Below are 25,287 nucleotides of genomic sequence, written 5' to 3'. Positions count from 1 at the left end.
TGATGTGTAACCTGCCCCGAGACGTCTCCGGCGAGAAGGTGCCCTCATGCCTCACCACAGCCCCACCCTGGCCCGGCTGGCCATGACCGTGCTCCAGCCCGGCTTCGACGGCACCGCGCCGCCCGACTGGCTGCGCCGGGCGCTCGGCGAGGGCCTCGGCGGTGCCGTGCTGTTCGCCCGCAACCTCACCGATCCGGCGCAGACCGCCGGACTCGTCGCCGGGCTGCGCCGGGAGAATCCGGCCGTGGTGGTCGCGGTGGACGAGGAGGGCGGGGCGGTCACCCGGCTGGAGGCCAGGACCGGCAGTTCCTGGCCGGGCAACCTGGCCCTCGGCGTGGCCGACGACGCCGGACGGACCGAACGGGTCGCCCGCGAGATCGGCCGTCTCCTCGCCGCGGCCGACATCACCCTCGACTACGCCCCCGTGGTGGACGTCAACGCCAACCCCGCCAACCCGGTGATCGGCATCCGCTCCTTCGGCCCGGACCCCGAGCTGGTGGCCCGGCAGTCCGTCGCCTGGATCACGGGCCTGCAGAGCGCCGGGGTGGCCGCCTGCGCCAAGCACTTCCCCGGCCATGGCGACACCGTCACCGACTCCCACCACGCGCTGCCGACCGTGCACGCCTCCCTCGAACTCCTCCGGGAGCGCGACCTGCCGCCGTTCCAGGCGGCCGTGAAGGCCGGCGTGCGGGCCGTGATGTGCGGCCACCTGCTGGTGCCCGCGCTCGATCCCGGCAACCCCGCCACCCTGAGCAGGCGCGTCCTGACCGGCCTGCTCCGCGAGGAGATGGGCTTCGACGGGCTGCTGGTGACCGACGCGATCGAGATGGGCGCCGTCGCCGCCCTGCACCCGCCGGGTGAGATCGCGGTCCGCGCGCTGGCCGCGGGGGTGGACGCGATCTGCGTCGGGGTGTCCTCCCCGGGCGGGGAGAGCGTCTACGCGCTGCGAGACGCGATCGTGGAGGCCGTGCACGACGGGAGGCTGCCCGAGGAGCGCCTGGCCGAGGCGGCGGCGCGGGTGCTGGCCCTGGCCGGCTGGCACGCCGAGCAGGCCGCCGCGCGGACGCGCGGGGCGGACGGAGCCGGAGACGCCGGAAGGGCGTATGGGACGGAAGGGGCCCTCGACGCGGGAGGCCCGCGTGGCGCGGCGGACGTCTCCGACGCGGGAGAGGCGCGAGACCCGCGGGCGGAGGGCGAGGAGCTCGGCATGGTGGCGGCCCGCGCGGCCATGCGCGTGGTCACCGCCGCGGGCGCCGCCCCCGCCCGGCCCGTCCTCTCCCGGCCGCCGCTGGTCCTCGACATCGCCCCGCGCCTGAACCTGGCGATCGACCCCGCCACCCCCACCGGCCTCGTCGGCGCCCTCACCGAGCTGCTGCCGGGCACCAGCGGGCACACCGTCGCCGGCGAGACGGCCGAGCTGCCCGACCTGTCCGACGACGGGCGCCCGCTCGTCCTGGTGGCGCACGACGCCCCCCGCCACGCGTGGGTCAGGGACCTGCTGGCGCGGGCCGTACGGCGGCGCCCCGACGCGATCGTGATCGAGACCGGACTGCCCGGCGAGCCCATCGGCGCGGTCTATGTGGCCACCCACGGCATTTCCCGGGTTTCGGCCCGTGCCGCAGCCCTATGGCTGACCGGCGGCCAATAGGCTTGATCCCGACAGAAGAGGTGCCCGAATGAACGACCAAGACGGCCCCACCCCCGTGAATCTGGTGGCCACGGTGAGAGCGGTCCTGCCCTCCCTCACCCCCGCGGCTCAGGCGATCGCCAGGCTCATCCTGGACGACCCGGGGATGGTCGCGCGCAGCACGATCACCGAGTTCAGCGCGGTCTCCGGGACGAGCGAGGCCACGATCGTCCGCACCGCCCGAGCCCTCGGTTTCGCCGGCTACTCCCAGCTCCGCTTCGCCCTGGCCGCCGCGGTGGCCCGGGAGGAGCCGGAGCGGCTCGTCCCCGGCGACCTGGGGCCCGACGACCCGCTCACCGACGTGATCGCGAAGGTCACCCGGGCCGAGTCCGAGGCGCTGGCCGACACCGCGGCGCAGCTCAACCCCGACCGGCTGGGCACGGTGGTGGAGGCCATGACCGCCGCCCGCCGGGTGGACGTCTACGGGGTCGGCGCCTCCGGCCTCGTGGCGGCCGACATGGCGCAGAAACTGATGCGGATCGGCCGCTCCAGCCATGCCTTCACCGACGCGCACCTCGCGCTGACCAGCGCGGCGCTGCTCGGGGAGGGCGATGTCACGGTGGGGGTGAGCTGCACCGGCGAGACCCCCGACGTGATCGCGCCCATGCAGGTCGCGCACAAGGCGGGCGCGACCACAGTGGCGATCACCAACAACCCGCGGTCCTCGCTGGCCGAGCTCGCCGACCACGTCCTGGTCTCGGCCGGCCGGGAGACGGCGTTCCGCCCCGGCGCGCTGGCCAGCCGGATCAGCCAGCTCCTGATCGTGGACTGCATCTTCGTCGGCATCGCCCAGCGCACGTTCGAGACCTCGGACGCGGCGCTGCGGGCCACCAGGGGCGCGCTCGACGAGTTCATGGCCGACACCCGCCGCCGGAACAGGTGACGCCGGCCCCGCCGCGCCAGGCGGGGCACGGACGTCAGGCCAGGCGGGGCCGGCGTAAGGCCAGCGGAGCTCGGACGTCAGGCCAGCCGCAGCGCCTGCGCGGCGACGGCGTGCCGCAGGTCGCGGATGCCGGCGCGGCCCCGGAGCGGGTGGACGTTGTTGGTCAGCAGGACGGCCGTCAGGGCCCGGCCGGGATCCACGACGAAGGCGGTGCCGGTGAAGCCGGAGTGTCCGTAGGCGGAGGACAGCGGGCCGACGACGGCGGGGTCGCCGATCCGCAGGCCCAGCCCCTGGCCGAACGCCGCCCCCCTGACGCCCTGGTCACGGGTCATCTCCGCGACCGTGTCCGGGCGCAGGATCGGGGCCCCTCCGGTGCGCAGCGCCTCGGCGAACCGCAGCACGTCGTCGGCCGTGGAGAAGATTCCGGCGTGCCCGGCGACCCCGCCCAGGCCGTGGGCGGTCTCGTCGTGGACCTCGCCCCGCACGCATCCGGAGCCGGCCCGCTCGGGCTTGTCCTCGGTCGCGGCGATGCGGTGACGCAGCGACGGCGCGGGCCGGTATCCGGTGTCGTCCAGACCGAGCGGGCCGGTGACGCGGGCATGGAGCAGCTCGTCGAGGGGCGCGCCCCCGGCGAGCTCGGCGATCCGGCCCGCCATGATCATGCCGACGTCGGAGTAGAGGTGGAGCTCACCGGCCGGGTGCGGCGGCGGTGTCGAGAGGACGCGCTCCAGGCGGGCGGCGAGGACCTCGGGCCCGTCTCCGGGGAGCTCCTCGTGGGCCCGGCGGCCGGGCGGCAGGCCCGCGGTGTGGGTGAGCAGGTGCCGGACAGTGGCCCCGGCGGGCCCGGCGGGCAGCCAGGCCGAGACGGGCCCGTCCAGGTCGAGCCGGCCCTCCTCGGCCAGCGACAGGATGACGGCCGTCGTGAAGACCTTGGTGAGCGACGCGAGGTCGAAGATCGAGTCTCGCCGGACGGCCGGGCGGTCGGCCAGGAGGTCCCCGGAGGCGCCCGCGTACCGTACGAGCTCCCCCTGAGCCGCGGCGGCGGCCGTGGCCCCGTCCACGGCGATCACGGCGACCGCCGCCGAGCAGACGTCCGGCACCGCCGCCGCCAGGATCGCGGCCAGCGCCGCCGAGCCGTCGAGGGCGGCCGCCCTCCCCGATCCCCCACCCGCCCCACCGGGACGGCCGGCGGCCCCACCGGGCCCGTCACCCGGCCCCGCGGACGGCCCGGCGGCACGACCGCCGGACCCGCCGCTCAGCCCCGGCCCACCGGCTCCGGCGGGGCCGCCGGACGTCCCCGGCCCGGCAGGCACCCCGGCGGGGCCGCCGGACGTCCCGGTGGCCCCGCCGGAGCCGTCAGGCACCCTGCGCCCCTCCGGCGGCGAGCGCCGACTCCAGACGGTCGCCGTGGGCCCGCAGCAGGAGCTGGGCGTCGTCCGGGCCGAGGCCACGCTCGATCATCAGCACCGCGACCTTGACGTGCCATCCGGCCGCCTCCAGGGCGGGCCGGGCGACGGACAGGTCCGCGCCGGTGATGTCGCGGACCATCCGGGTGGCCCGGTCGGCGAGCTTGGAGTTCATCGCCGACACCTCGATCATGGTGTTGCCGTAGGTCCGGCCCAGCCGGACCATCGCGATCGTGGAGATCATGTTGAGGACCAGCTTCTGCGCGGTCCCGGCCTTGAGCCTGGTGGAGCCGGTCACCACCTCCGGGCCGACGATCACCTCGATCGGGTGCAGCGCCGCGGCCGAGAGCGGGGCTCCGGCGTTGCACGACAGCCCCACGGTGAGGGCGCCGCGGCGGCCGGCCTCCGCGAGCGCGCCGAGCACGTACGGCGCCCGGCCGCTGGCGGAGACGCCGACCACCGAGTCGAGCGCGCCCACCTGCCGGTCGGCGATCGCCGCGGCTCCCGCGTCACCGTCGTCCTCGGCGCCCTCGACGGATCTGGTCAGCGCGGGCTCGCCGCCCGCGATGATGCCCTGCACCAGCTCCGGGTCGGTGCCGAAGGTCGGCGGGCACTCGGAGGCGTCCAGCACGGCCAGCCGGCCCGACGTCCCCGCCCCCACGTAGAACAGCCGCCCCCCGTCCCGCATCCGGGCGGCGATCGCGTCGATCGCGGCCGAGATCGCCGGGATCTCCACGGCCACCGCCGCGGGCACGGTGACGTCGGCCGCGTTCATCAGCCGGGCGACCTGCTCGGTCGAGAGCCGATCGATGTCGCTGTAGCGCGGATCACTCTGCTCCGTTGACAGGCTTGCGAGTGGATCAATCATGTCGCCCCATGTCGCTAATTTTCATCTCCTACTTCTATTATGCAAATTTTCTTCGGACAATGGAGCCATGTCTTACGTACGCACCGGAATCGAGCGGCTCGCCGCCGATCCCGGCCTCCTCCACGGCGACCGGATCGGCCTGATCACCAACCCGACCGGCGTCCTGCCGGACCTGACGCCCGGCGCCACGGCGCTGCGGGCGGCGGGAGTGCCGCTGACGGCGCTGTTCAGCCCCGAGCACGGGATACGGGGCACGGCGCAGGCCGGCTTCGGCGGGCAGGAGAGTCTCGACCCCACGACCGGGCTGCCGGTCTTCGACACCTACGACAAGGACGGCGGCCCGTTGGACGACCTCGTGGCGTCCTCCGGGGTCGACACGCTCGTCTTCGACATCTCCGACGTCGGCACGCGTTTCTACACCTATGTCTGGACGATGCACGACCTCATCGCGTCGGCCGCACGGCTCGGCCTGCGCTTCGCCGTGCTCGACCGGCCCAACCCCATCGGCGGGACCCTCGCGGAGGGCCCGCTGCTCGACCCCGCCTACGCCGGCCCCGTGGGCCGGGCGGCCGTCCCGGTACGGCACGGCCTCACCGCGGGCGAGCTCGCCGTCCACGTCAACCGCTCGATCGGCGCGGACCTGCGGGTGATCACCATGGAGGGCTGGCGGCGCGACACCCCCTTCGAGGCCACCGGCCTGCCGTGGGTGATGCCCTCGGTGAACATGCCGACCAGGGAGACCGCGCTGGTCTATCCGGGCACCGGCCTGTTCGAGGGCACGAACCTGTCGGAGGGACGCGGCACCACCAGGCCGTTCGAGCTGGTCGGCGCCCCCTATCTCGACGGCAGGTTCGCCGCCGGGCTCAACGGCCTGGGCCTGCCGGGCGTGCGCTTCCGCGACACCTGGTTCACCCCGACCTTCCACAAGCACGCGGGCCTGGCCGTACGGGGGGTCCAGCTCCACGTGCACGACCAGGGGGCGTTCCGGCCCGTGCTGACCGGCCTGTCGATGCTGCACCTGGCGCGGTCGCTCCATCCGGAGGACTTCGCCTGGCACAGCGAGGACGGCAGGTCGTACTTCATGGACCAGCTCTGGGGCTCGGATTCGCTGCGGCACACCATGGACGCGGGCAAGGACCCGGCGGACCTGTGCCCGCCCCCCGTCTCCCCGGAGACCTGGCTGGACGGCGGGCCCCTGCTCTACCCCTGACATCAGAGCGTCACCGCAGGTCGCGGCGGTAGAGCCAGAAGACCCGTTCGGCGTGCGCGCCGACCGCCCGGGAGTAGAAGCCCAGCGGCCCCACCCAGGAGATCTGCGCGCTCGCCAGGCCCGCCTCCCGCTGCTCGGCGAGGCAGCGGCGCAGCAGCACCCGGCCGACGCCGAGCCCGCGCGCGGCCGGGGCGGTGCCCATCGGGCCGAACCAGGCGGGCCGGGACCCCCAGGCGGCGAAACCGAGGATCTGCCCGTCCCGGGAGGCGTAGTGGCAGCCGCTCGCCTGCGCGGCCTCCCACGCCCAGTTGTCGTTCCAGTGCTCCCGGACGAAGTCGAGCACGGCGGCGCGCTCGCCGGGGCCGGCCGCGTGCACGGTGACGCCCTTGTCGGCCAGCCGCAGGAGGTCGGCCTCGGTGGACAGGTCGGCGGACAGGTCCGCGGTCATGTTCCAGGCGACGTTGTAGCGCTCGTAGCCCAGGCTCTCGGCCAGGCAGGCCGCGGCGGTGTAACGCACGTCGATGCCCGGCCAGGCGTAGCAGGGCGGGTTGCCGGCGAAACGGGCCTCGGTGACCCCCTCGGCCCGCAGCCACTCCTCGGCCGCGGCGACCAGCGCCCGCCCGCGCCCCTCGCCCTGGGCGCCGGGGCGCACGGCCAGCAGGTCGATGTGCCCGGCGGAGCCGTCCCGCGCCGACACCGAGGCGAACAGCACGGCGTCGAGGTCGTCGGTCACCAGCGCCGTCCAGCGGCGCTCCGGGGGCGGGTCGGAGAGCCTGGCCACCAGCCGTGGCGCCTCGGCGGCGTCGAGGACGAGCGCAGCCCCGGCGACCTCGCCGATCGCGGCGGCGTCGGCGGCGGTGGCCCCGCGGATTGCCCGCACGGCCCTCACCCGAGCCCGATGGGGGTGGCGACGACGCTGCGGCGCTCAGGGTGGAAGCAGGCGTGCTCCTGCGGGAAGCCCTCTCCCCGGCCGAGCAGCGGCTGCTCGGACTCGCAGCGCTCGGTGCGGAACGGGCAGCGCCGGGCGAACAGGCAGCCCGCGTCGTGGTGGCTCTCGTTCAGTGCCTCGGTCGGCACCACCGGCTGCTCGCCCGGCCGCTCCAGGCCGTGCAGCACCGGGATGGCCGACAGCAGCGACTGTGTGTAGGGGTGGACGGGGTCGGAGATGATGGTGTCCACGTTGCCGCGTTCGACGACCTGGCCTCGGTAGATGACGTAGAGTTCGCCGTCGTCGCCGATGTAGCGCGCGGTCGCCACGTCGTGGGTGATGAACAGCACGCTCACCCCGAGCCGCTCGCGCAGGTCCTTCAGCAGCGCCAGGATGCCCAGCCGCAGCGACACGTCGATCATCGAGACGGCCTCGTCGGCGACGAGCATCTCGGGGTCCACGGTGAGCGCGCGGGCGATCACGACGCGCTGGCGCATCCCGCCGGAGAGCTGGTGGGGGTAGCGCGGCAGCACGTAGGCCGGGTCGAGCCCGACCAGCGCCAGCAGTTCCTCGGCCCGTCCGTCCACCCACAAGCTCGGACGGCCGGTCTGCCGGGCCCGCAGGGCCAGGGGGGCGTTCAGCGTCTGGTGGATCGTGCGGGTCGGGTTGAGCGCCGAGTAGGGGTCCTGGTGGATGAGCTGGATCCGGCGGAAGTACGGCTGCCGCCGGCGCGGCTTGAGCGACGACATGGCGACGCCGTCGATGGTGATCTCGCCGGAGTCGTGGCTCTCCAGGCCGGCGATGATCCGGCCCAGCGTCGTCTTGCCGCAGCCGGACTCGCCGATGAACGAGACCGCCCCGCCCTTCTCGATGGCGAAGTCGACGCCGCGCAGCGCCTTGACCTCCCGGCCGGCGAGCACGCTCCCCCGCTGTCTGAAGGTCTTCGTGATGTTCTGCCCCGTGATCACGGTTGCTCCCCCCGTCCTTCATGTACCCCGGTGGCGCTCTGCGCTCCCACGACCTCCGGCACTTCCACCGGTGCCGGGGCGGCCGGCCGGTCCCCGGCGGCCGCCCCGGCACCGGCCTCGACCGCGTGGCAGGCCACGATCGACGTCCCGGAGACGACGACCGGCGGCCGTTCCGTCTCGCAGACGTCCATGCGCAGGACGCACCGTTCCCTGAACACGCATCCCTGCGCCGGGATCGTGCCCAGCGTCGGCGGGCGGCCCGGCAGGGCCCGGGCCTCGTCGATGTCGCCCAGCAGGCGCGGGATGGCCCGCAGCAGGCCCTGGGTGTAGGGGTGGCGGGGCGCGCTCAGCACCTCCATGGTCGGGCCCTGCTCCACCACCTGCCCGCCGTACATGACGGCCAGCCGGTCGGCGACCTCGGCCACCACGCCGAGGTCGTGGGTGATGACCAGCGTGGTGAGCCCGCGCTCCTGGTGGACCTCGCGGACGATCCGCAGGATCGTCGCCTGGGTGATCATGTCGAGCGCGGTCGTCGGCTCGTCGAGCACGACGAGGTGGGCGTTGAGCACCAGCGCGAGCATGATGCCGACCCGCTGGCGCATCCCGCCGGACAGCTCGTGCTGGTGGGAGTCGAGGACCCGCGCCCCGTCCATGCCCATCCGGCCGAGCAGGTCCTTGGCGTCCCTGACGAGCCCGCGCAGGTCCGCCACGTCGTGCGAACGGCCCAGGTCGAGCAGCTGCTTGCCGACCGTCTTGAGGGGGTTGAGGGAGTTCTGCGCGGCCTGGAAGACGTATCCGATGTGCCGTCCCCTCGCCTTGCGCAGCTCCTCGCCCCTCAGCCTCACCACGTCGCCGAGGCCGTCGATCTCCACGCTGCCGGCGCTGATCCTGCCGGGCGACTGGACGGCGTTGAGCAGTGACAGCGCCAGGGTGGACTTTCCGGAGCCGGACTCGCCGACCACCCCGGTGATCGTGCCGGACACGAGTTCCAGGTCGATCCCGGAGATCGCGGGAAGCTCGCCGGCCGGTGTCCGGTAGACGACGGACAGGCCGCTGACGCGCACTCCCGGCGCCTTCTTCTCAGGGGTCACAGACACCCGTTACTCCTCACGCAGCCGGGGGTTGAAGATCTCGTCCATGGCGTCGACGACGAGCACGATGCCCAGGGTGAGCAGCAGGATCGCCAGCAGCGGCGCCATCAGGTACGGCAGCGCGGCGGGCGAGGACATCGCGCCGCCCCCGAACACGGCGAGGTTGAGCATCACGCCCCAGTTGTTGGCCTCGAACGGCAGCACGCCCAGGAAGAACAGGCCCACCTGCGCGTAGACGGCGCCGGTGACGGCGATGAGCATGTTCATCGCGACGAAGGGGGCCATGCTGGGCAGCAGTTCCCTGCCGATGATGTGCGTCGTGGACAGGCCGAGCCCCCTGGCCGCCTCGATGAAGCCGCGCTCGCGCAGGGACAGGGTCTGCGAGCGCACGGCCCGGGCCACGCCGCCCCAGCCGAGCAGGCCGAGCACCAGGCCCATCTCCAAGGCGCTGGTGAACTTCCAGATGGTCGACAGCACCAGCAGCAGCGGCAGGCCGGGGATGGTCAGCTTCATGTCGGTGATCCGCATGAGCACGGTGTCCCAGCGCCCGCGCCGGAACCCGGCGAACAGCCCGATCGCGGCGCCGACCACCACCGTGATGACGGCGGTGACCAGGGCGGTCAGCAGGACGTACCGCGATCCGGTGACCAGCAGCGCGAGCACGTCGGTGCCCTCGAAGTCGGTGCCGAAGGGGTGCTCCCAGCTCGGCGGCGCGTACAGGGCGGCGGTGTCGCGGGGCAGCGGGTCGGGATAGAACATCGGCCCGAAGACGCCCATGAACGCGAACCCCAGCACGATGACCATGCCGACCATGCGGCTGGGCTTGCGCTTCAGCACGCGCCAGACGCCGCGCCAGAAGTTGCGCCGCAGGGCCGCGCGGCCGCCGCCCGCGGCGATGACCGGTGCCGTCATCGGGCCCCCTCCCCACTCCGCACCCGCGGGTCGATCACGCTGTAGAACAGGTCCGCCACGATGTTGGCGACGACGATCGCCACGGTGATCAGCAGGAACGCCCCGCCCATCAGGGCGTAGTCACGGTTGTTGATGCCGTCGATGAGCATCAGCCCCAGGCCGGGGTAGTTGAAGATCCGCTCGATGAAGATCGCGCCGCCGAACAGCATGCCCAGTGACAGGGCCAGGATGGTGAACAGCGGCAGGATCGCGTTGCGCGCCACGTAGCGGAAGACGATGCCGCGCTTGATGCCGCGCAGCTCGGCGGCGAGGATGAAGTCGTCGCCGAGGACGGTGACCACGCTCGACTTCATCGCCAGGATCCAGCCTCCGTAGGAGGCGAGCGCGTAGGTGAGGACCGGCAGCGTCGCGTACTCGATGAGCGAGCCGATGTATCCGGCGTTGAAGCCCGGCTCGAACATGATGTCGGCCGTGCCGCTCGTGGGCAGGATCGGGATCAGCGTCGTGAAGACGGCGCCCAGCAGCAGGGCGAGCACGTACTGGGGGACGCCGTGCAGGAGCGACCCGGAGATCGCCAGGACGTCGCCGAGTCTGCCCGAGCGCCTGATGGCGGCGTAGACCCCCATGACGACGCCGATCAGGAAGCTCAGCAGCGTGCCCGCCAGCACCGGGAGAACGGTCCATTTGGCGGCCGAGAACAGCACGGTCGACACGCCCACGCCCGGCACCATCAGCGACTGGCCCAGGTCCAGGCGGAGCAGGCCGGACATGTAGTCGACGTACTGCTGCCACAGGCTGCCGGTCGGCGCGAAGCCGTAGAGGACCTCGACGGCCCGCTGCGCCGCGGTGGGGGACATGCCCTGCTCGACCAGCTTCTCGTACCGGGCGGCCATGGGGTCGCCGGGGACGCTTCTGATGACGAAGAAGCTGACCGTGGTGACGACCAGGACCATGACGAGCCCGCGGGCCAGGTGACCCGCGAGCCTTCGTGCGAACATCGTCATGTGTTACTGCTTCTTCTTGACCATGCCGAGCTGGATCCACACGCCGGAGGGCTGGCGGAGCAGGTCGCTGTCGTTCTCGGGGAAGCCGGTGAAGCGGTTGGTGTTGACGAACTGGGTGTTGACGTAGTCCCAGAGCTGGACCACCGGCAGGTCCTGGTTGGCCGCCTTGGCGAGCTGGCCGATGATCTTCTTCTGCTCGTCGCCGGAGGCGGAGTTCAGCTTGGCGGTGAGCTCACCGGGGTTGACCTTGGCCCCGTCGACCTCGATGGTCTCCGGGCCGCCCATCCAGTTGCCGTTCTTGCCGGGCTCGGCGTGCTTGAGCTTGCCGCCGAGGATGGACCAGCCGTTGGAGACACCGTAGAGGCGCTGGTAGATGTTGTACGGCGCGGGGCCGAGCGCGATCAGCCAGAACCCGACGTCATACTTGCCCTCGGCGAGCTCCTTGAGGTAGAGCGGGTAGTCGGCGGTGGTCACGACCTCGGCGTCGATCCCGGCCGCGGTGAGCTGGCTGGTGACCGCCTTGGCGCCGGAGATCCAGTCGGAGAACGGCGCCGGGACGTTGACGGTGAACTTCCACGGCGTGCCGTCGGGCAGCGTCCACTTGCCGCCCTCCTTCTTCAGCCCCGCCTCCTTGAACTCCTCCTCGGCCTTGGCCACGTCGAGCTTGTACGGCTCCAGCGCGGCGAGGTCGGCGCCGAGCCACTCCGCGGCGGGCTTCTGGTGGATGCCGGTGGTGGTGACCGCCGGGGTGCCGCCCTCCGGTGAGGCGATCTTGGTGACCTCGTCCCGGTTGATCAGGTAGGCCAGGCCGCGCCGCACGTGCACGTTGTCGTAGGGCTTCTTGGACTGGTTGAAGGCCATGCCCAGCGACACCGGCGAGTAGCCCTTGACCACCCCGTTGCCCTGGGTCGTGGTGATGCGCTTCATCACGTCGGCGGGCACGGCGGTGAACGGCGCGTTGTCGAGCTTGCCGGCGATGAGGTAGTTCCAGATCTGCTCGTTGCCGGTGTAATTGAGCATCTTGACCTGGTCGGGCCCGACGTTCGCGGCGTTGTAGAAGTTCTTGTTCTTGACCAGCAACGCCTCGCTCGGGTTCATCCGCTCCAGCGTGAACGGGCCGGCGGAGACGTCCTTGGGCGGGGCGAAGGCGAGGACCTTCTCCGACAGCGCGGTGATCTCCTCGCGGGCCTTCTCGGCCTCGGCCCCCTCGCCGCGGGCGGCCTTCAGCTTGTCCCAGAAGTCGGCGGGCAGCACGCTGCCCCAGACGTGCTGGGGCACGATGTAGCTGTCCATGACGCCGCGCACGAACGTGACGCTGGGGTTGTCCATGTCCTGGGTGATCTTGACGGTCTTCTCGTCGACCACCTCGACCTCGGAGGCGGCGCCGGCCGCGCCCGGGTCGATCGCGAAGGCGGTGCTGCCCTGCGTGTAGGCCAGGGCGATGGAGAACTTCACGTCCTCGGCGGTGACCGGCTTGCCGTCGGACCACTTGTTGCCCGGGTGCAGGTGCAGCGTGATCGAGGAGTTGTCCGGCGCGATCTCCCAGCTCGCCGCGATGCCCGGGTAGAACTGGTTCGGGTCGGTCAGGTGGTTCTTCGACCAGGCGATCCGCATGGCGTTGAACCCGAGGAACGCGTTGCCCTTGGGGTTCCATGGGTTGATCGGGCCGTTGACGTCGAGGCCGGGCTTGAGGCCGTCGATCGTGGTGTAGAGACCACCGCCGCTGCCGCTACCGCCCGCCGCGGGCTTGTCTCCGGTACTGCCGCTGCACGCCGTGACGGCGGCGAGGCCGAGCAATGCCGCTACAGCTGCCAGTCGCTTCATGAACCGCTCCGTGTGGATCTTTCGAGGCCGGGAACCCGGGGTTGTCCGGACCCTACGGTCGGCCGGCGAGTCGCGTCAATAATCTCCACACGTTGTGAGAATCCTGTAACTTTCCTTCACCGTTCATCCGCCGACCGTTGACGCCGTCTCCGCGTCGATCCGGGCGCCGTCGGCCTCACCTTCCGAGCCATCGGAACACCATCGGTCTCGCCTCCCGAGCCGCCAGGACACCATCGGCCTCGCCGCCCGGGTGTCGGGACCGGTCTTGGCCTAACGGACAAACAACTCCACCACTCTTGAGGAGAACAGACGAATTCCCTCACCTCCGGCCTGTCATACCGTCGCGGTAATCACATATTGGAGGGTTGGCACGTGTCCGTTGATCTCCATCGCCGCGCCGTCGTCGCGGACACCCACAACGATCTGCTCATGGCGGTCGCCGCGCGTCCGCCGCGGCGGTGGGCATCGTTCTTCCGTGAGCGCTGGCTGCCGCAGTTGCGGGAGGGCGGGGTGGACCTGCAGGTGCTGCCGGTCTTCATCGACGACCAGTACCGGCCCGAGGGGGCGCTGCGGCAGACCTTACGCATGATCGAGTGCGCGCACGTCCTGGCCGAGGGCAACGCCGACGCGGTCCGGCTGTGCACCGACGGCGCCCAGATCGACGCCGCGCTGCAGGAGGGGAAGATCGCCCTGGTGCTGGCGCTGGAGAGCGCCCCGGGCCTGGACGCCGACATCGAGCTGCTGTCCACCGTGCACCGGCTGGGCGTACGGGTGGCCTCGATCGCGCACTGGGGCCGCACCGCGCTGGCCGACGGCAGCGGCGAGGAGGCCACCGGCGGCCGGCTCACCGCAGCCGGGGTGGAGGCGGTGCGGGAGATGGAACGCCTGGGCATGATCTTCGACGTGTCGCATCTGAGCGCCGCGGGGGTGGCGCACGTGCTGGAGCTGGCCACCCGCCCGGTGATGGCCACCCACTCCTCGGCCCGCGCCCTGCGCGACCATCACCGCAACCTCACCGACGACCAGATCCGCGCGATCACCGCGACCGGCGGCGTGATCTGCGTCAACTTCGTGCCCAGCTTCCTGTCGAAAGACCCCTCGGACTTCACCGTCGAGCGGCTGGTGGACCACATCGAGCACGTCGCGGCCGTCGGCGGGATCGACCACGTCGGCCTGGGCCCCGACTTCGTCCACGAGGTGCTGTCGGACGTCACCCCGCCGTGCTGCGAGGACCTCGGCTACGGGGAGATCGACCCCATGGCCGTCCTGCCCGGACTCGACGGACCCCGAGGTCTGCCCCTGGTCACCGATGCCCTGGTCGGACGGGGCATCCCGGAGGACGACATCCTCAAGATCCTCGGTGGCAACGTGCGGCGGCTGTTCCGCGCCGAGCTGGGCAGGCCGGCGTGAACCTGGACGTCATGCTCGGAGACCTGGAGGAGCTCGTCGTCTGCGAGTCGTTCTCCGCCGACCACGAGGCGGTGGCCCGCAGCGCCCGGGTGGTGGCGGACCAAGGGCTGCGCAGGCTCGGCGCCCGTCCGGAGACCATCGAGATCGGCGGGGTCGCCCACCTGCGGTGGAGCTTCGGCACCCCACGGGTCCTGCTGGTCGGCCACCACGACACGGTCTGGCCGATCGGGACGCTGGCCACGCATCCCTGGTCGCTCGTGGACGGGATCGCCCGCGGGCCGGGGGTCTTCGACATGAAGGCCGGACTGGTGCAGATATTTCACGCGCTGGCCGCGCTGCCCTCCCTGGACGGGGTGTGCGTGCTGGTCACCGGGGACGAGGAGGTCGGCTCGCCGACCTCGCGGACGCTGATCGAGGAGTCGGCACGCGGTTGCGCGGCCACGTTCGTGCTGGAGGCCAGCGCCGACGGCGGCGCCCTCAAGACCGCGCGCAAGGGCACCTCCAACTACACGGTCACCGTGCACGGCAGGGCCGCCCACGCGGGACTGGAGCCGGAGAAGGGCGCCAACGCCGCCATCGAACTCGCCCACCAGATCCTCGCCGTCTCCCGGATCGCCGACCGGGTGAACGACGGAGCGGCACCGGCCGGGCCGGACGGCCTGGGACCGGCCACGGTGACGCCGACCGTGCTGTCGGGGGGCACCACCGTCAACACCGTGCCCGCGCTCGCCGCCGTGGAGGTGGACGTGCGTGTTCCCACCCTCGTGGCGCAGAACCGGGTGGACGAGCTGATGAGGGCCCTGTACCCCAGGCTCGCCGGGACCCGGCTGGAGGTGGGCGGAGGGCCGGAGCGGTCGCCTCTGGAGGAGGCCTCCTCGGCACGCCTGTTCGAGCTGGCCTGCCGGATCGCGAAGGATCTCGGCATGGAGCCGCTGCGAGGAGCGGCCGTGGGAGGCGCGTCCGACGGCAACTTCACCGCGGGAGTCGGCTGCCCCACCCTCGACGGCCTCGGCGCCGTGGGCGGCGGCGCGCACGCCGCCCACGAGCACGTGGTCGTCGCCGAGATGCCCGGCCGTACGGCGCTGCTGACCGGCCTGGTCCAGGCGGTGCTCGGATGAGCGATGTGACGCTCCGCGAACTGCACTCCCTCGAGGAGTTCGCGGACGCCGTCCGGCTGTTCGACGACATCTGGAACCCCGAGCCCGGCAAGCGGCCCATCACCGTCGAGCTGATGCGCGCGCTGTCGCACGCGGGCAACTACGTGGCCGGGGCCTACCGGGACGGCAGGATCGTCGGCGCGTCGGTGGGCTTCCTCGGCACGCCCGCCGGACAGGTACTGCACTCCCACATCACCGGAACCCGCGGCGGGCGCGGCATCGGGTTCGCGCTCAAGCTGCACCAGCGCGCCTGGGCGCTGGAACGCGACCTGAACCGGATCACCTGGACCTACGACCCGCTGGTACGGCGCAACGCCCACTTCAACCTGGCCAAGCTCGGCGCCCGTCCCGAGGAGTACCTGCCCTCCTTCTACGGCGTCATGGGCGACGCGATCAACACCGGGGACGAGTCGGACCGGGTACTGGCCGTCTGGCGGCTGACCGAGCCGCCCGCTCTGGACGCCGCGCAGGGCGTGCCGTGCCGGCCGCCGATCCCGCCGGGCGCGCTGACCGGGCTGTCCGAACGCGACGGCCGCCCGGTCGCCGGCCGGACCGACGGCCGGACGGTGCTGGTCGCCGTCCCCGCCGACATCGAGGCGCTGCGCCACACCGACCCCGCCACGGCCACGGCGTGGCGCCACGCCCTACGCGACGTGCTGGGCGGCCTCCTGCGGGAGGGCGCCCGCGTCACCGGCTTCCACGACAAGTCCTGTTACGTCGTGGAGCGGAACGCTTGACCTCCTCGACCGGCGGCGGACGATCCGGCACGGGTCCCAGGACCCCCCTGAGCGAGCCGCCGGGCCGACGGGGCCTCACAAGGGCGCGGCGCGAGCCGCGCGGCAATCGAAGAACGGGTCCGCCTGACGGCGGCGACATGGGAGGGAGAAGCGGCGCAAGCCGCACATCATTATGAAGATCACTGGAGTCGAGCTGCGACGGATCGCGATGCCGCTGGTCGCGCCGTTCCGCACCTCGTTCGGCACCGCGACCGAACGTGACGCGCTCCTCGTACGGGTCGTCACCCCCGAGGCCGAAGGCTGGGGCGAGTGCGTGGCCATGTCCGACCCCCTCTACTCCCCCGAGTACGTCGACGGTGCCGCCGACGTCCTGCGCCGCTTCCTGATCCCCGCCCTGCCCGCCCACCTCGACGCGCACCGCGTCAACCACGCCCTGCGCCCCTTCAAGGGCCACCCGATGGCCAAGGCCGCCCTGGAGACCGCCGCCCTGGACGCCCAGCTCCGCATCGGCGGCCAGTCCATGGGCTCCTTCCTCGGCGCCACCGCCGACCGGGTGCCCTGCGGCGTGTCGGTGGGCATCATGAACTCCCTGCCCGAGCTCCTCGACACCGTCGAGGACTACATCACCCAGGGCTACCTGCGCATCAAACTCAAGATCGAGCCCGGCTGGGACGTCGCCCCCGTCCGCGCCGTCCGCGAACGCTTCGGCCCGGACCTGCTGCTGCAGGTCGACGCCAACGCCGCCTACACCCTCACCGACGCCCCCCACCTGGCCAAGCTCGACGACTTCGACCTGCTTCTCATCGAACAGCCCCTGGCCAACGACGACCTGGTCCAGCACGCCCAGCTCGCCAAGCGCCTGACCACCCCGCTCTGCCTGGACGAGTCCATCGACTCGGCCGCCCACGCCGCCGCCGCGATCACCCTGGGCTCCTGCTCCATCATCAACGTCAAACCCGGCAGGGTCGGCGGCTACCTCGAATCCCGCCGCATCCACGACCTGGCCCGCGCCCACGGCGTCGCCCTGTGGTGCGGCGGCATGCTGGAGACCGGCATCGGCCGCGCCGCCAACCTCGCCCTGGCCGCGATGCCCGGCTTCACCCTGCCCGGCGACACCTCCGCCTCCCGCCGCTACTACGCCACCGACATCACCACGCCCTTCGAGCTGAGCGACGGCCACCTCGACGTGCCCACCACCCCCGGCATCGGCATCGACCCGATCTCCGACCTCCTGGACGAGGTCACCACCTCCACCGAGTGGATCGCCCTCTGACGTCTCACACGAGAGTGTCTCCCCCCGGGTGAGAGGTGATCCCTCTCACCCGGGGGGAGACGCCTCCCGTCCCGGAGTGAGGCGGGCCGGGGAAGAGCACGGCAGCGTGGGCTCCATGCCCCGGACGCTGTCGAAGTCCGCATCGCGGACGGTGCCGTGGTGGATGACAGGGAAGTCCCATGCGGGCGGCCGGCCGGCCGCCCGTCAGGCGTGTCCGAGGCGGGGTACCGCCTCGATCAGGGAGCGGGTGTAGGCCTCCTTGGGCGAGCCCACCACCTCCTCCGTCGGCCCCGCCTCGACCAGCCTGCCGTGGTGCATCACCGCGACGACGTCGGAGACGTAGCGGACCACGGCGAGGTTGTGCGAGATGAACAGCATCGACAGCCCGAGTTCCTCGCGCAGCGAGCGGATCAGGTTGAGCACCGCGCCCTGGACGGAGACGTCCAGGGCGGAGGTGATCTCGTCGGCGACCAGCAGTTCGGGGTCCGCGCCCAGCGTCCGGGCGATCGCCACCCGCTGGCGCTGGCCGCCGGACAGCTCACGCGGGTAGCGCACCGCGAGCGAGATCGGCAGCGACACCAGCGACAGCAGCCGTTCCACCTCCCCCTGGCGGGCGGCGCGGGGCACCCGCAGTCCCTCGGCCACCGACGCGCCCACGGTCATCCGCGGGTCGAGGGAGGCGTAGGGATCCTGGAAGACCATCTGGATCCGCCGCGGATCGCCACCGACGATCTCACCGGTGTACGGCACCAGCCCGCTCACCGCCCTGGCCAGCGTGGACTTGCCCGAGCCCGACTCCCCCACCAGACCGACGATCGCCCCGGCCGGGACCTCCAGCGTGACGTCGTCGACGGCGGTGAAGGCACCGAACCGCACCGTCAGATTCTTGATGATCATGAAGCCTCCCAGCAGGCGACGCGATGCGCCTCGCCGTACGGAATCAGGGGCGGGCGCTCGGCGCAGCGGTCGGTCGCGAGGGCGCAGCGGTCCGCGAAGGCGCATCCGTCGCCGATCTCGGCGGGCGAGGGCTGGCGTCCGGAGATGCTGGCCAGCGGCAGGGATCTGTCGGTGTCCATGCCGGGCAGCGAGGCGACCAGCGCACGGGTGTAGGGGTGCGCGGCGTCGGAGGCCAGCTTCTCGACCGGCAGCTCCTCGACCACCCGGCCCGCGTACATCACCACGACCCGGTGACACAGCTCCCCGACGACGGCGATGTCGTGGGAGATGAACAGCGTCGCCGCGCCGGTCTCGTCGGTCACCTCGCGCAGCAGGCGCAGGATCTGCCGCTGCACGGTCACGTCGAGTGCGGTGGTCGGCTCGTCGGCGATGATCAGCCGTGGCGTGCCCATCAGGCCCATCGCGATCACCACGCGCTGCCGCATGCCGCCGGACAGCTCGTGCGGGTGTTGCCGGGCCCGTCTGCCGGGTTCCGGGATGCGCACGTGCCCGAGCCGGTCCACGGCCCTGGTCCTGGCCTCGGTGCGGCTCGCGCCCTGGTGCACGGTCGCCACCTCCGCGAGCTGCCCGCCGACCTTGAGCGCCGGGTTGAGCGAGGCCATCGGGTCCTGGAAGACCATCGCCAGCGACGTGCCGAGCAGCTTGCGGCGTCGCTGTTCCGGCAGCGCACCGAGGTCGGCGCCGCACAGCCGCAGCCGTGCCGCGTCCACCTCGCCCGGGTAGGGCACCAGGCCGCCGATCGCCGACGCGGTCAGGCTCTTGCCGCTGCCCGACTCCCCCACCAGGCCGACGATCTCACCGGGCGCGACGGTCAGCGACACCCCGCGCACCGGCGTCACGCCCCCGGGGAAGGTGACGGTGAGGTCCCGCACCTCCAGGACCGCCTCCTGATCGGGCTCCCCGAGCTCTCCGGGCGCGGGAGCGGACCTCGGGACGGCCTTGCCCGCCGGTACGGCGGTGCGCGACGCGGCGCGCGCCAGGGCGTCTCCCAGGAGGTTGAATCCGATGCCCGCGAGCGCCACCGCGGCGGCGGGTCCGAGGGCGACGGCGGGGGTGGCGTAGATGCGGCTGAAGCCGTCGAAGAGCAGCCGTCCCCAGTCGAACGACGGCGGCTGCACGCCCAGGCCGAGGAAGGACATGCCGGCGAGCCCGAGCAGCGCGCCGCCCAGCGCCTGGGTGAGGTTGAGGATCAGCGGCTCGGCGATGTTGGGCAGGACGTGGCGTGTCATGATCAGCCGTCGGGGAACCCCGAGCATGCGGGCGGCCGACACGTAGTCGGCCCCGGCGACCGACGCGGCGAGCGTCTGGGTGAGCCGGGCGAAGCCGGGCGCGATGGCGACGCCGATGCCCAGCACGGCGCCTCGTGCGCCCAGCCCCGCGATCACCGCGGTGAACATGGCCAGCAGCAGCCCGGGGAAGGCGACCAGCGCGTTCACCGTACCGGTGACCAGCCGGGCGGCGCGGCGGGGCAGCACCGAGGGGAGCGCGCCGAGCAGGATCCCGGTGGTCGCGCCGATGAGCGTGGCCATCAGGGCGAGGCCGAGCGAGAGCCGACCGGCGACCAGCACCCGGGCAAGGATGTCGCGGCCCAGGTTGTCGGTGCCGAGCGGATGCGCGGCCGAGGCCCCCTGGAGGATCACCGCGGGGTCGATGCGTTGGGCCTCGGCGCCCCAGATCGGCGGCCCGACGATCGCCAGGCCCACCATGAGCGCCACCAGCGTGGTCCCGGCCAGCCCGGCGGGGGTACGCAGCAGCTGCCGCATCAGCTCTCCTTCAGGGCGGACGTGGGGTCGAGCACGCCGAGCAGCAGGTCGACGAGGAAGTTCACCGTGAGCACGATCACGCCGTAGACGAGGATCACGCCCTGGGCGACCGGATAGTCCTTCTGGGTGATCGACTCCACGATCCGCATGCCCAGCCCCGGCCACGCGAAGACGTACTCGACCAGCACGCTTCCGGCGATCAGACCGGTGAGCAGCAGCCCTCCCATGGTGAGGGTCGCGGTGAGCGTGTTGGGCAGGACGTGCCGCACGTACAGCCGGGCGGCGGGCAGCCGCTTGGCACGTGCCAGGCGCACGTAGTCGCTGCCCAGCTCCCGCTGTGTCTCGGCCCGGGAGATGCGGGCGATCATCGCCGCCGGCGCGATGGCCAGGGCGAGGATCGGCAGCACATAGGACACGGGCCCGCCCTTGCCCGCGGGAGGGAACCAGCCGAGCCCGATCGCGAACACGGCCACCAGGGCGATGGAGTAGAGGAACTCGGGGACGGCGACGGCTGTGCCGGTCACCGAGGTGAAGGCCGCGTCGGTGCCCCGGTTGCGGCCGTTCTCGGTGCGGATGCCCGCCCACATCCCGAGCGGCACCGCGACGAGCATGGCGAAGACCGTCGCGAGCAGGGCCAGGGCGAGCGTGCTGGGGAGGCGGGCGGCGATGACCTCGCCGACCGGTTCCCCGCTGAGGAACGACGTGCCGAACTGCCCGCCCAGCACGTTGCGGACATAGGAGGCCAGCTGGCTCAGGATCGGCTGGTCCAGCCCGAGTGCCGCGCGCCTCGCGGCGACCAGTTCTACCGGCGCGGTGGGGCCGAGCGCCGCGCGCACCGGGTCACCCGGGATCAGATGGATCATCGCGAAGGACGCGACGAGCAGCGCGGCCAGCGAGATCACGAACCGGACGAGGTGCCGCAGCACGAACGCGCCGCGCACCCGGCCAGAAGACGCCCGGCCGGAGAACGCCCGCGCGGAGAGCATCCGGCTCAAGAACGCGCGGTCGGCGAGCAGGCGGCCACCGGCGGGGGGACGAGAGGTTCCGGCCACTCAGCCCGCCTCGGTCATCCGGACGGACAGCGGCAGGAACATGTTCCCTATCACGTCGAACTTCGCGTTCTTCGCCGCGACCATCATGGTGTTCTCCACCACGGGCACCAGGTCGGCGTTGTCGAACAGCGCCGACTCCGCCTCCCGCCAGAGCTTGCAGCCCTCCTCGCCCGGCTTGAGCACGGCCTCGGCCACCGCCTTCTCGTAGCGGGTATTGGCCAGGTGGGCGAAGTTGGCGCCCTTCGGCGCGGCCGGGCCGGACAGGAAACCGACGAGCTGGCTGGGGAACGGGGCGCCGATGGGCAGCCAGATGACGTCCCAGTCCTGGGTGGCGTTGAGCGTCTCCGAGAGCTTGGCATCGATGATGCCGTTCAGCTTGACGTCGGCACCCGCCTTCTTCCACGCGGCGGCGAGGTATTCGGCCGCGGCCTCCACCCCCGTTCCTTTGGTGGTGGCGTAGACCAGCCGCAGGGTCAACTTCCGGCCGTCCTTGGCGCGGATGCCGTCGGCGCCGGTCTTCCAGCCGGCGGCGTCCAGCGCGGCGGCCGCCGCGGCCTCGTCGAAGGCCGGGACGTGGCCGGTGACGGTGTCGCCCTGGCACGGCCGTGGATCCATCACCAGCCCGGTGGCGGGGCGGCCGGTGCCGCCGGTGGCGATGCCGGCGAGTTCCTTGAGGTTGACCGCCTGGGTGAGGGCTTTACGCACCGCCGGGTCCTTGCCGGGGCGGTCGTCGCCCTGGTGGTAGAAGAACTGCCCGTTGCCCATGCCTTTGATGATCTTGGTGATCCCCGGCGTGGCCTCCAGCCGGGCGCGGTCGGCGCCGAGGACGACCGCGCCGTTGAGGCCGCCGGAGATCAGCAGGTTGGCGGCGGTCTGCTCGTTCGGCACGACCTTCATCACGATCTTGGCGGGCAGGCCGGGCTCTTTCGTGGTGGCGCCGTCCGGCCCCCAGACGTAGTCCTTACGGACCTGGAAGGTGTAGTGGTCGCTGGGCACCGCCTCGGTGAGCGTGTACGGCCCGGAACCCGAGGTGGCGCGGGCCACCACCGAGCGGTCCTTGACCCCCTTGCCGCAGACCACGAACAGCTGCGTGCTGCTCTCCAGGATGAAGCTGAACGGCTTCGGGGTCGAGAGCGTCACCGTTCCCGCCGCGTCGTCCGCCTCGGCCTTCATCCCCGTGGGGACCAGCACGCCGTTGACGGGCGACTTGGTGGCCGGATCGGTGATGTGGTCGACGTTGGCGGCCACGTCGGCGGGGGTGAGCTTGGAACCGTCGGAACAGGTGACGTCCTTGCGGAGGGTGAAGGTCACCGAGTCGGGTTTGACGTCCCACTTCTCGGCCAGTCCTGAAACGATCTTCCCGTCGGGCGTGATCTGGACCAGCGTGTCGTAGGCCAGCGACAGCACCGCGTTGGTGACCGAGAGTATGCCCATGGCCGGGTCGAGCACTCCGGGATCGGCACTGATGGCGAAGGTGAAGGTGCCGCCGGCGGCGGGTCCGCCCGACGGCGGGTCCGCCGCGCCGCCGCACGCGGTCGCGAACAGGCCGAGGGCGCCGAGCACGGCCGCCGCTCCTGTGTTTCTCATCGGGACTCCAGGAAGGTGGGGGTGATGCCCCACACTCGCCCTTTCCCGATGGTGCTGCTTCGTCCGCCGCTACGAAAAAGCGGAGACTCCATCGTTTCATCGCCCGAAGATCCGCATCTGGAGCATCACGGTCAGCCGCGCATCGGGGTCGGCCAGGTCGAGGCCGCTGATCTCGGCGAGCCGCTTCAACCGGTAGCGGAAGGTGTTGGCGTGCACGTGCACCCTGGCCGAGGCCGCGTTGACGTCGCCGAACGCGTCCAGATAGGCCCGCAGGGTGGCGACCAGCTCGCTGCCGTGCTCGGCGTCGTGGGCCATGAGCCGTTCGTAGGGCCCGGTGGGCGCCTGCTCCTCGGCCTTGGCCAGGTCCGACAGTTGCAACAGCAGCGCTTCGAAGTGCACGCCGGTGTAGCCGGCGACCGCGCCGGACACCTCGCGGGCGCGCAGTACCCGCAGCGCCCGGTCGGCGTCGGCCCGTGACCGGGCCACCTCGGTCAGGTTGCCCGCCAGGCGCCCCACGCCGATGTTGGCCGCGTGCCGGGGGCCGACCCGGACGAGGAAGCTCTCGGCGACGCGTACGGCCCGCGCCTCCTCGTCGCCACCGGCGTGCAACGGCAGTACGGCGTAGGCCACCGAGCCGACCAGCGCGGCGGCGGCTTTGGGATGGATGGCCCCGACGTGCAGGGCGAGCGCGTCACAGAACCGCTGCCGGTCGCTCTCCCGGTGCGCGGCGTCGGTGTGGGATCCACCGCTGAGCTGGGCGGCGAGCACGCACAGCCGCTCGCTGGCCACGCCGAGCCTTCCGGCGGCCTCGGCCGCGTCCTTGCCACCTGCCAGCACGGTGGAGAGCAGGTCCGCGCGGAGGCGCCGCCTGGTGTCCGCTCCGGCCCGCTGCCGGAGCAGCTGCAGCGCGACGATCTTGGCGGCGTCGGCGAGCGCGCGCTGCCGCTGGTCGCTCAGCGGCTCCCGCACGGCGGCCCAGATGGAGCCGAGGATCTCGTCACCGGACCGGACGGCCACCGCCGCCCGGTTGATGCTCTCTTCGCTCAGCTCGATGTAGATCGGCTCGCGGCTCTGGTAGAGCTTACGGAAGAATCCGCGCTCCTCCAGCATCCGCCGGTACCGTTCCGGCACCTGGCGGCCGAGCACGGTCTCCACCCTGCCCGGGTCGGCCTCGTCCTGACGCCCGGAGTAGGCCAGCACCCGCGATGACCGGTCCTCGATGGTGACCGGCGCGTCCAGCAGCGCGCACACGGCGTTGGCCAGCGCGAACAGATCGTCCGCCGGGGCCTCGCCCGGCTCGGCGAGGTCGCCCTCCGCCAGCAGGGAGCGCAACAGCGCGGCCACCTGGGCCCAGGAGGCGGCCCGGGTGAGGCCCAGCACCGCCACCCCGGTCTCCAGGACCTTCGCGCGGACGAGTTCGTCGACGTCCACCGGTTGCTTGACGACGACGCCCGCCGCCGGGCCGGCCGCGTCGAGCAGGGCGCAGATCTGCTCGGCGCGGTCGACCCCGACGGCGAGCAGGATGCCCCCCTCGGGGAGCAGCAGTTCGTCGAGGGGGTCGTAGATGTGGACCCCGGTGACCTCGACGTCGAGCTCCCCTGGGGAGGCGGCCACGTCCAGCACGGTGCTACCCAGATCCTCCAGAATCCGTCGCAGGCTGGCTCGTGGCCGATCAATCATCCGCTCACGATAACGGACATAGAGCGACATCACGCCCGTAGGTGATCGATGGCCATACGGGCGGCGCGGCCGATCGCCGCGTCGGCCTTGGGATCCCGGAAGCCGAGCGAGGTGGTCCGGAGGAAGACCGCGGCGGCGTAGCGCCGCCCGTCCGGGTATTCCACGACGCCTGCCTCGTTGCGGATGCCCCAGAGGGTCCCGGTCTTGCCGGAGACCTTCACCTCGTCGCCGAACGCCGAGGAGAGCCGGTGCGGCCAGATCTGGTTGCCCATGATCCTGCGCACCTCCGCGCAGGCCTCCGCGGGGCCGGCCTCGTCCCGCCAGATCAGGCTCAGCAGGGTCGTGGTCTCACGGGGCGTGCTCGAGGTCGTCCGCTCCGGATCGCGGACCGCCAGCGCCCGGATCCGCTCCTCGCTCACCCCGGCGAGCTCCTCCTCGTCGGAGAGCCCGGAGAGGCCGAGCTCGACCACGACGCTCCCGAGCAGCTCGGCGCAGCCGCCGATCAGGTGGGTGCGCTTCAGGCCGAGCTCGCGCAGGGTGGCGTGCAGGTTGTCCAGCCCGACCCGGCGCAGCAGCACGTCGGTCGCCGCGTTGTCGCTCATGGTCATCATGAAGTGGGCCAGGTCGCGCAGGGTGAGCGAGATGTCGTCGGCACAGCCGGAGGTGCCGATGCCGCCGTCCTTGTCGGCCGCGGTGACGGTCAGCCGCTCGGTGCGCTCCAGGGTCCCGGCCGCGGCCTGCCGGGCGTACTCCAGGACGATCGGAATCTTGAACACCGAGGCGAGCACGACCGGCTCGTCGGGGCCGAGGCCGATCTCGGCGTCGCCGTCGACGTCGCGGACGTGGATGAAGCCCTCCACGTCCGCGTCGTCGAACGCCTCCCGCAGCAT

Annotated in this window: 21 protein-coding genes; 7 read left to right on the top strand and 14 right to left on the bottom strand. The window is 72.3% G+C overall.

What is annotated here, in order from left to right:
• The first annotated feature begins 46 nt into the window (after positions 1-46).
• Together J2S55_RS34660 and J2S55_RS34655 are read left to right on the top strand one after the other, a co-directional pair.
• Positions 47-1,648: a glycoside hydrolase family 3 protein gene (locus J2S55_RS34660; RefSeq protein WP_306869623.1), complete on the top strand. Its 1,602-nt coding sequence runs from the start codon at positions 47-49 to the stop codon at positions 1,646-1,648.
• 28 nt (positions 1,649-1,676) lie between these two features.
• Positions 1,677-2,570: a MurR/RpiR family transcriptional regulator gene (locus J2S55_RS34655; RefSeq protein WP_306869620.1), complete on the top strand. Its 894-nt coding sequence runs from the start codon at positions 1,677-1,679 to the stop codon at positions 2,568-2,570.
• A gap of 77 nt (positions 2,571-2,647) precedes the next feature.
• Here the strand turns inward: J2S55_RS34655 and J2S55_RS34650 are convergent, their stop codons facing one another.
• Entirely contained in the window at positions 2,648-3,934 is a 1,287-nt protein-coding gene (locus J2S55_RS34650) for a serine hydrolase domain-containing protein (RefSeq protein ID WP_306869618.1), read from the bottom strand.
• Positions 3,927-4,844: an N-acetylmuramic acid 6-phosphate etherase gene (gene murQ, locus J2S55_RS34645; protein ID WP_306869616.1), complete on the bottom strand. Its 918-nt coding sequence runs from the start codon at positions 4,842-4,844 to the stop codon at positions 3,927-3,929. Before murQ ends, J2S55_RS34650 begins: the two co-directional genes overlap by 8 nt.
• A gap of 67 nt (positions 4,845-4,911) precedes the next feature.
• Here murQ and J2S55_RS34640 point away from each other — a divergent pair, with 67 nt between their 5' ends.
• On the top strand, positions 4,912-6,054 hold the full coding sequence (locus J2S55_RS34640) for an exo-beta-N-acetylmuramidase NamZ family protein (protein WP_306869615.1): 1,143 nt from the start codon (positions 4,912-4,914) through the stop codon (positions 6,052-6,054).
• Between the two features lie 10 nt (positions 6,055-6,064).
• Here the strand turns inward: J2S55_RS34640 and J2S55_RS34635 are convergent, their stop codons facing one another.
• The 6 genes from J2S55_RS34635 to J2S55_RS34610 are packed head-to-tail and all read right to left on the bottom strand — an operon-like array spanning position 6,065 to position 12,781.
• The gene (locus tag J2S55_RS34635; RefSeq protein ID WP_306869612.1) at positions 6,065-6,934 is read right to left on the bottom strand and encodes a GNAT family N-acetyltransferase; all 870 of its coding nucleotides are present in this window, start codon (positions 6,932-6,934) and stop codon (positions 6,065-6,067) included.
• 5 nt (positions 6,935-6,939) lie between these two features.
• Positions 6,940-7,950: an ABC transporter ATP-binding protein gene (locus J2S55_RS34630; RefSeq protein ID WP_306869607.1), complete on the bottom strand. Its 1,011-nt coding sequence runs from the start codon at positions 7,948-7,950 to the stop codon at positions 6,940-6,942.
• On the bottom strand, positions 7,947-9,047 hold the full coding sequence (locus J2S55_RS34625) for an ABC transporter ATP-binding protein (protein WP_306869605.1): 1,101 nt from the start codon (positions 9,045-9,047) through the stop codon (positions 7,947-7,949). The genes J2S55_RS34630 and J2S55_RS34625 overlap by 4 nt, the downstream gene beginning before the upstream one ends.
• A gap of 3 nt (positions 9,048-9,050) precedes the next feature.
• Positions 9,051-9,953, bottom strand: a complete 903-nt coding sequence (locus J2S55_RS34620; protein WP_306869603.1) for an ABC transporter permease — start codon at positions 9,951-9,953, stop codon at positions 9,051-9,053.
• Positions 9,950-10,957 (bottom strand): ABC transporter permease, encoded by a 1,008-nt coding sequence (locus J2S55_RS34615; RefSeq protein WP_306869600.1) that lies wholly within the window; start codon positions 10,955-10,957, stop codon positions 9,950-9,952. Before J2S55_RS34615 ends, J2S55_RS34620 begins: the two co-directional genes overlap by 4 nt.
• 3 nt (positions 10,958-10,960) lie before the next feature.
• Complete coding sequence (locus J2S55_RS34610) at positions 10,961-12,781, bottom strand: ABC transporter substrate-binding protein (RefSeq protein ID WP_306869598.1); 1,821 nt, start codon at positions 12,779-12,781, stop codon at positions 10,961-10,963.
• A gap of 372 nt (positions 12,782-13,153) precedes the next feature.
• On the opposite strand from J2S55_RS34610, the gene J2S55_RS34605 reads away from it, so the two are divergent.
• The 4 genes from J2S55_RS34605 (at position 13,154) to menC (ending at position 17,358) form a co-directional block, all read left to right on the top strand.
• Positions 13,154-14,191: a dipeptidase gene (locus tag J2S55_RS34605; protein ID WP_306869596.1), complete on the top strand. Its 1,038-nt coding sequence runs from the start codon at positions 13,154-13,156 to the stop codon at positions 14,189-14,191.
• Positions 14,188-15,309 carry a M20/M25/M40 family metallo-hydrolase gene (locus J2S55_RS34600; RefSeq protein WP_306869594.1) on the top strand — a complete coding sequence of 374 codons (1,122 nt, stop codon included), beginning with the start codon at positions 14,188-14,190 and terminating at the stop codon, positions 15,307-15,309. Before J2S55_RS34605 ends, J2S55_RS34600 begins: the two co-directional genes overlap by 4 nt.
• Positions 15,306-16,085, top strand: coding sequence for a GNAT family N-acetyltransferase (locus J2S55_RS34595; protein ID WP_306869592.1), 780 nt, complete (start codon positions 15,306-15,308; stop codon positions 16,083-16,085). Before J2S55_RS34600 ends, J2S55_RS34595 begins: the two co-directional genes overlap by 4 nt.
• A gap of 172 nt (positions 16,086-16,257) precedes the next feature.
• On the top strand, positions 16,258-17,358 hold the full coding sequence (gene menC / locus J2S55_RS34590; protein WP_306869589.1) for an o-succinylbenzoate synthase: 1,101 nt from the start codon (positions 16,258-16,260) through the stop codon (positions 17,356-17,358).
• 204 nt (positions 17,359-17,562) lie between these two features.
• On the opposite strand, the gene J2S55_RS34585 is transcribed toward menC, so the two are convergent.
• The 6 genes from J2S55_RS34585 to J2S55_RS34560 form a co-directional block, all read right to left on the bottom strand.
• Positions 17,563-18,255: an ABC transporter ATP-binding protein gene (locus J2S55_RS34585; RefSeq protein ID WP_306869586.1), complete on the bottom strand. Its 693-nt coding sequence runs from the start codon at positions 18,253-18,255 to the stop codon at positions 17,563-17,565.
• Positions 18,252-20,078 (bottom strand): dipeptide/oligopeptide/nickel ABC transporter permease/ATP-binding protein, encoded by a 1,827-nt coding sequence (locus tag J2S55_RS34580; RefSeq protein ID WP_306869585.1) that lies wholly within the window; start codon positions 20,076-20,078, stop codon positions 18,252-18,254. The genes J2S55_RS34585 and J2S55_RS34580 overlap by 4 nt, the downstream gene beginning before the upstream one ends.
• Complete coding sequence (locus tag J2S55_RS34575; RefSeq protein ID WP_306869583.1) at positions 20,078-21,130, bottom strand: ABC transporter permease; 1,053 nt, start codon at positions 21,128-21,130, stop codon at positions 20,078-20,080. Before J2S55_RS34575 ends, J2S55_RS34580 begins: the two co-directional genes overlap by 1 nt.
• Entirely contained in the window at positions 21,131-22,717 is a 1,587-nt protein-coding gene (locus tag J2S55_RS34570; RefSeq protein ID WP_306869579.1) for an ABC transporter substrate-binding protein, read from the bottom strand.
• A 96-nt stretch (positions 22,718-22,813) separates the two neighbouring features.
• Positions 22,814-24,397: a PucR family transcriptional regulator gene (locus J2S55_RS34565; RefSeq protein ID WP_306869576.1), complete on the bottom strand. Its 1,584-nt coding sequence runs from the start codon at positions 24,395-24,397 to the stop codon at positions 22,814-22,816.
• Positions 24,398-24,426: 29 nt separating this feature from the next.
• Positions 24,427-25,287 (bottom strand): serine hydrolase, encoded by an 861-nt coding sequence (locus J2S55_RS34560; protein ID WP_306875702.1) that lies wholly within the window; start codon positions 25,285-25,287, stop codon positions 24,427-24,429.

It is taken from the genome of Streptosporangium brasiliense (assembly GCF_030811595.1).
Lineage (GTDB): Bacteria > Actinomycetota > Actinomycetes > Streptosporangiales > Streptosporangiaceae > Streptosporangium > Streptosporangium brasiliense.
This window is presented reverse-complemented; position numbering and strand designations above follow the sequence as displayed.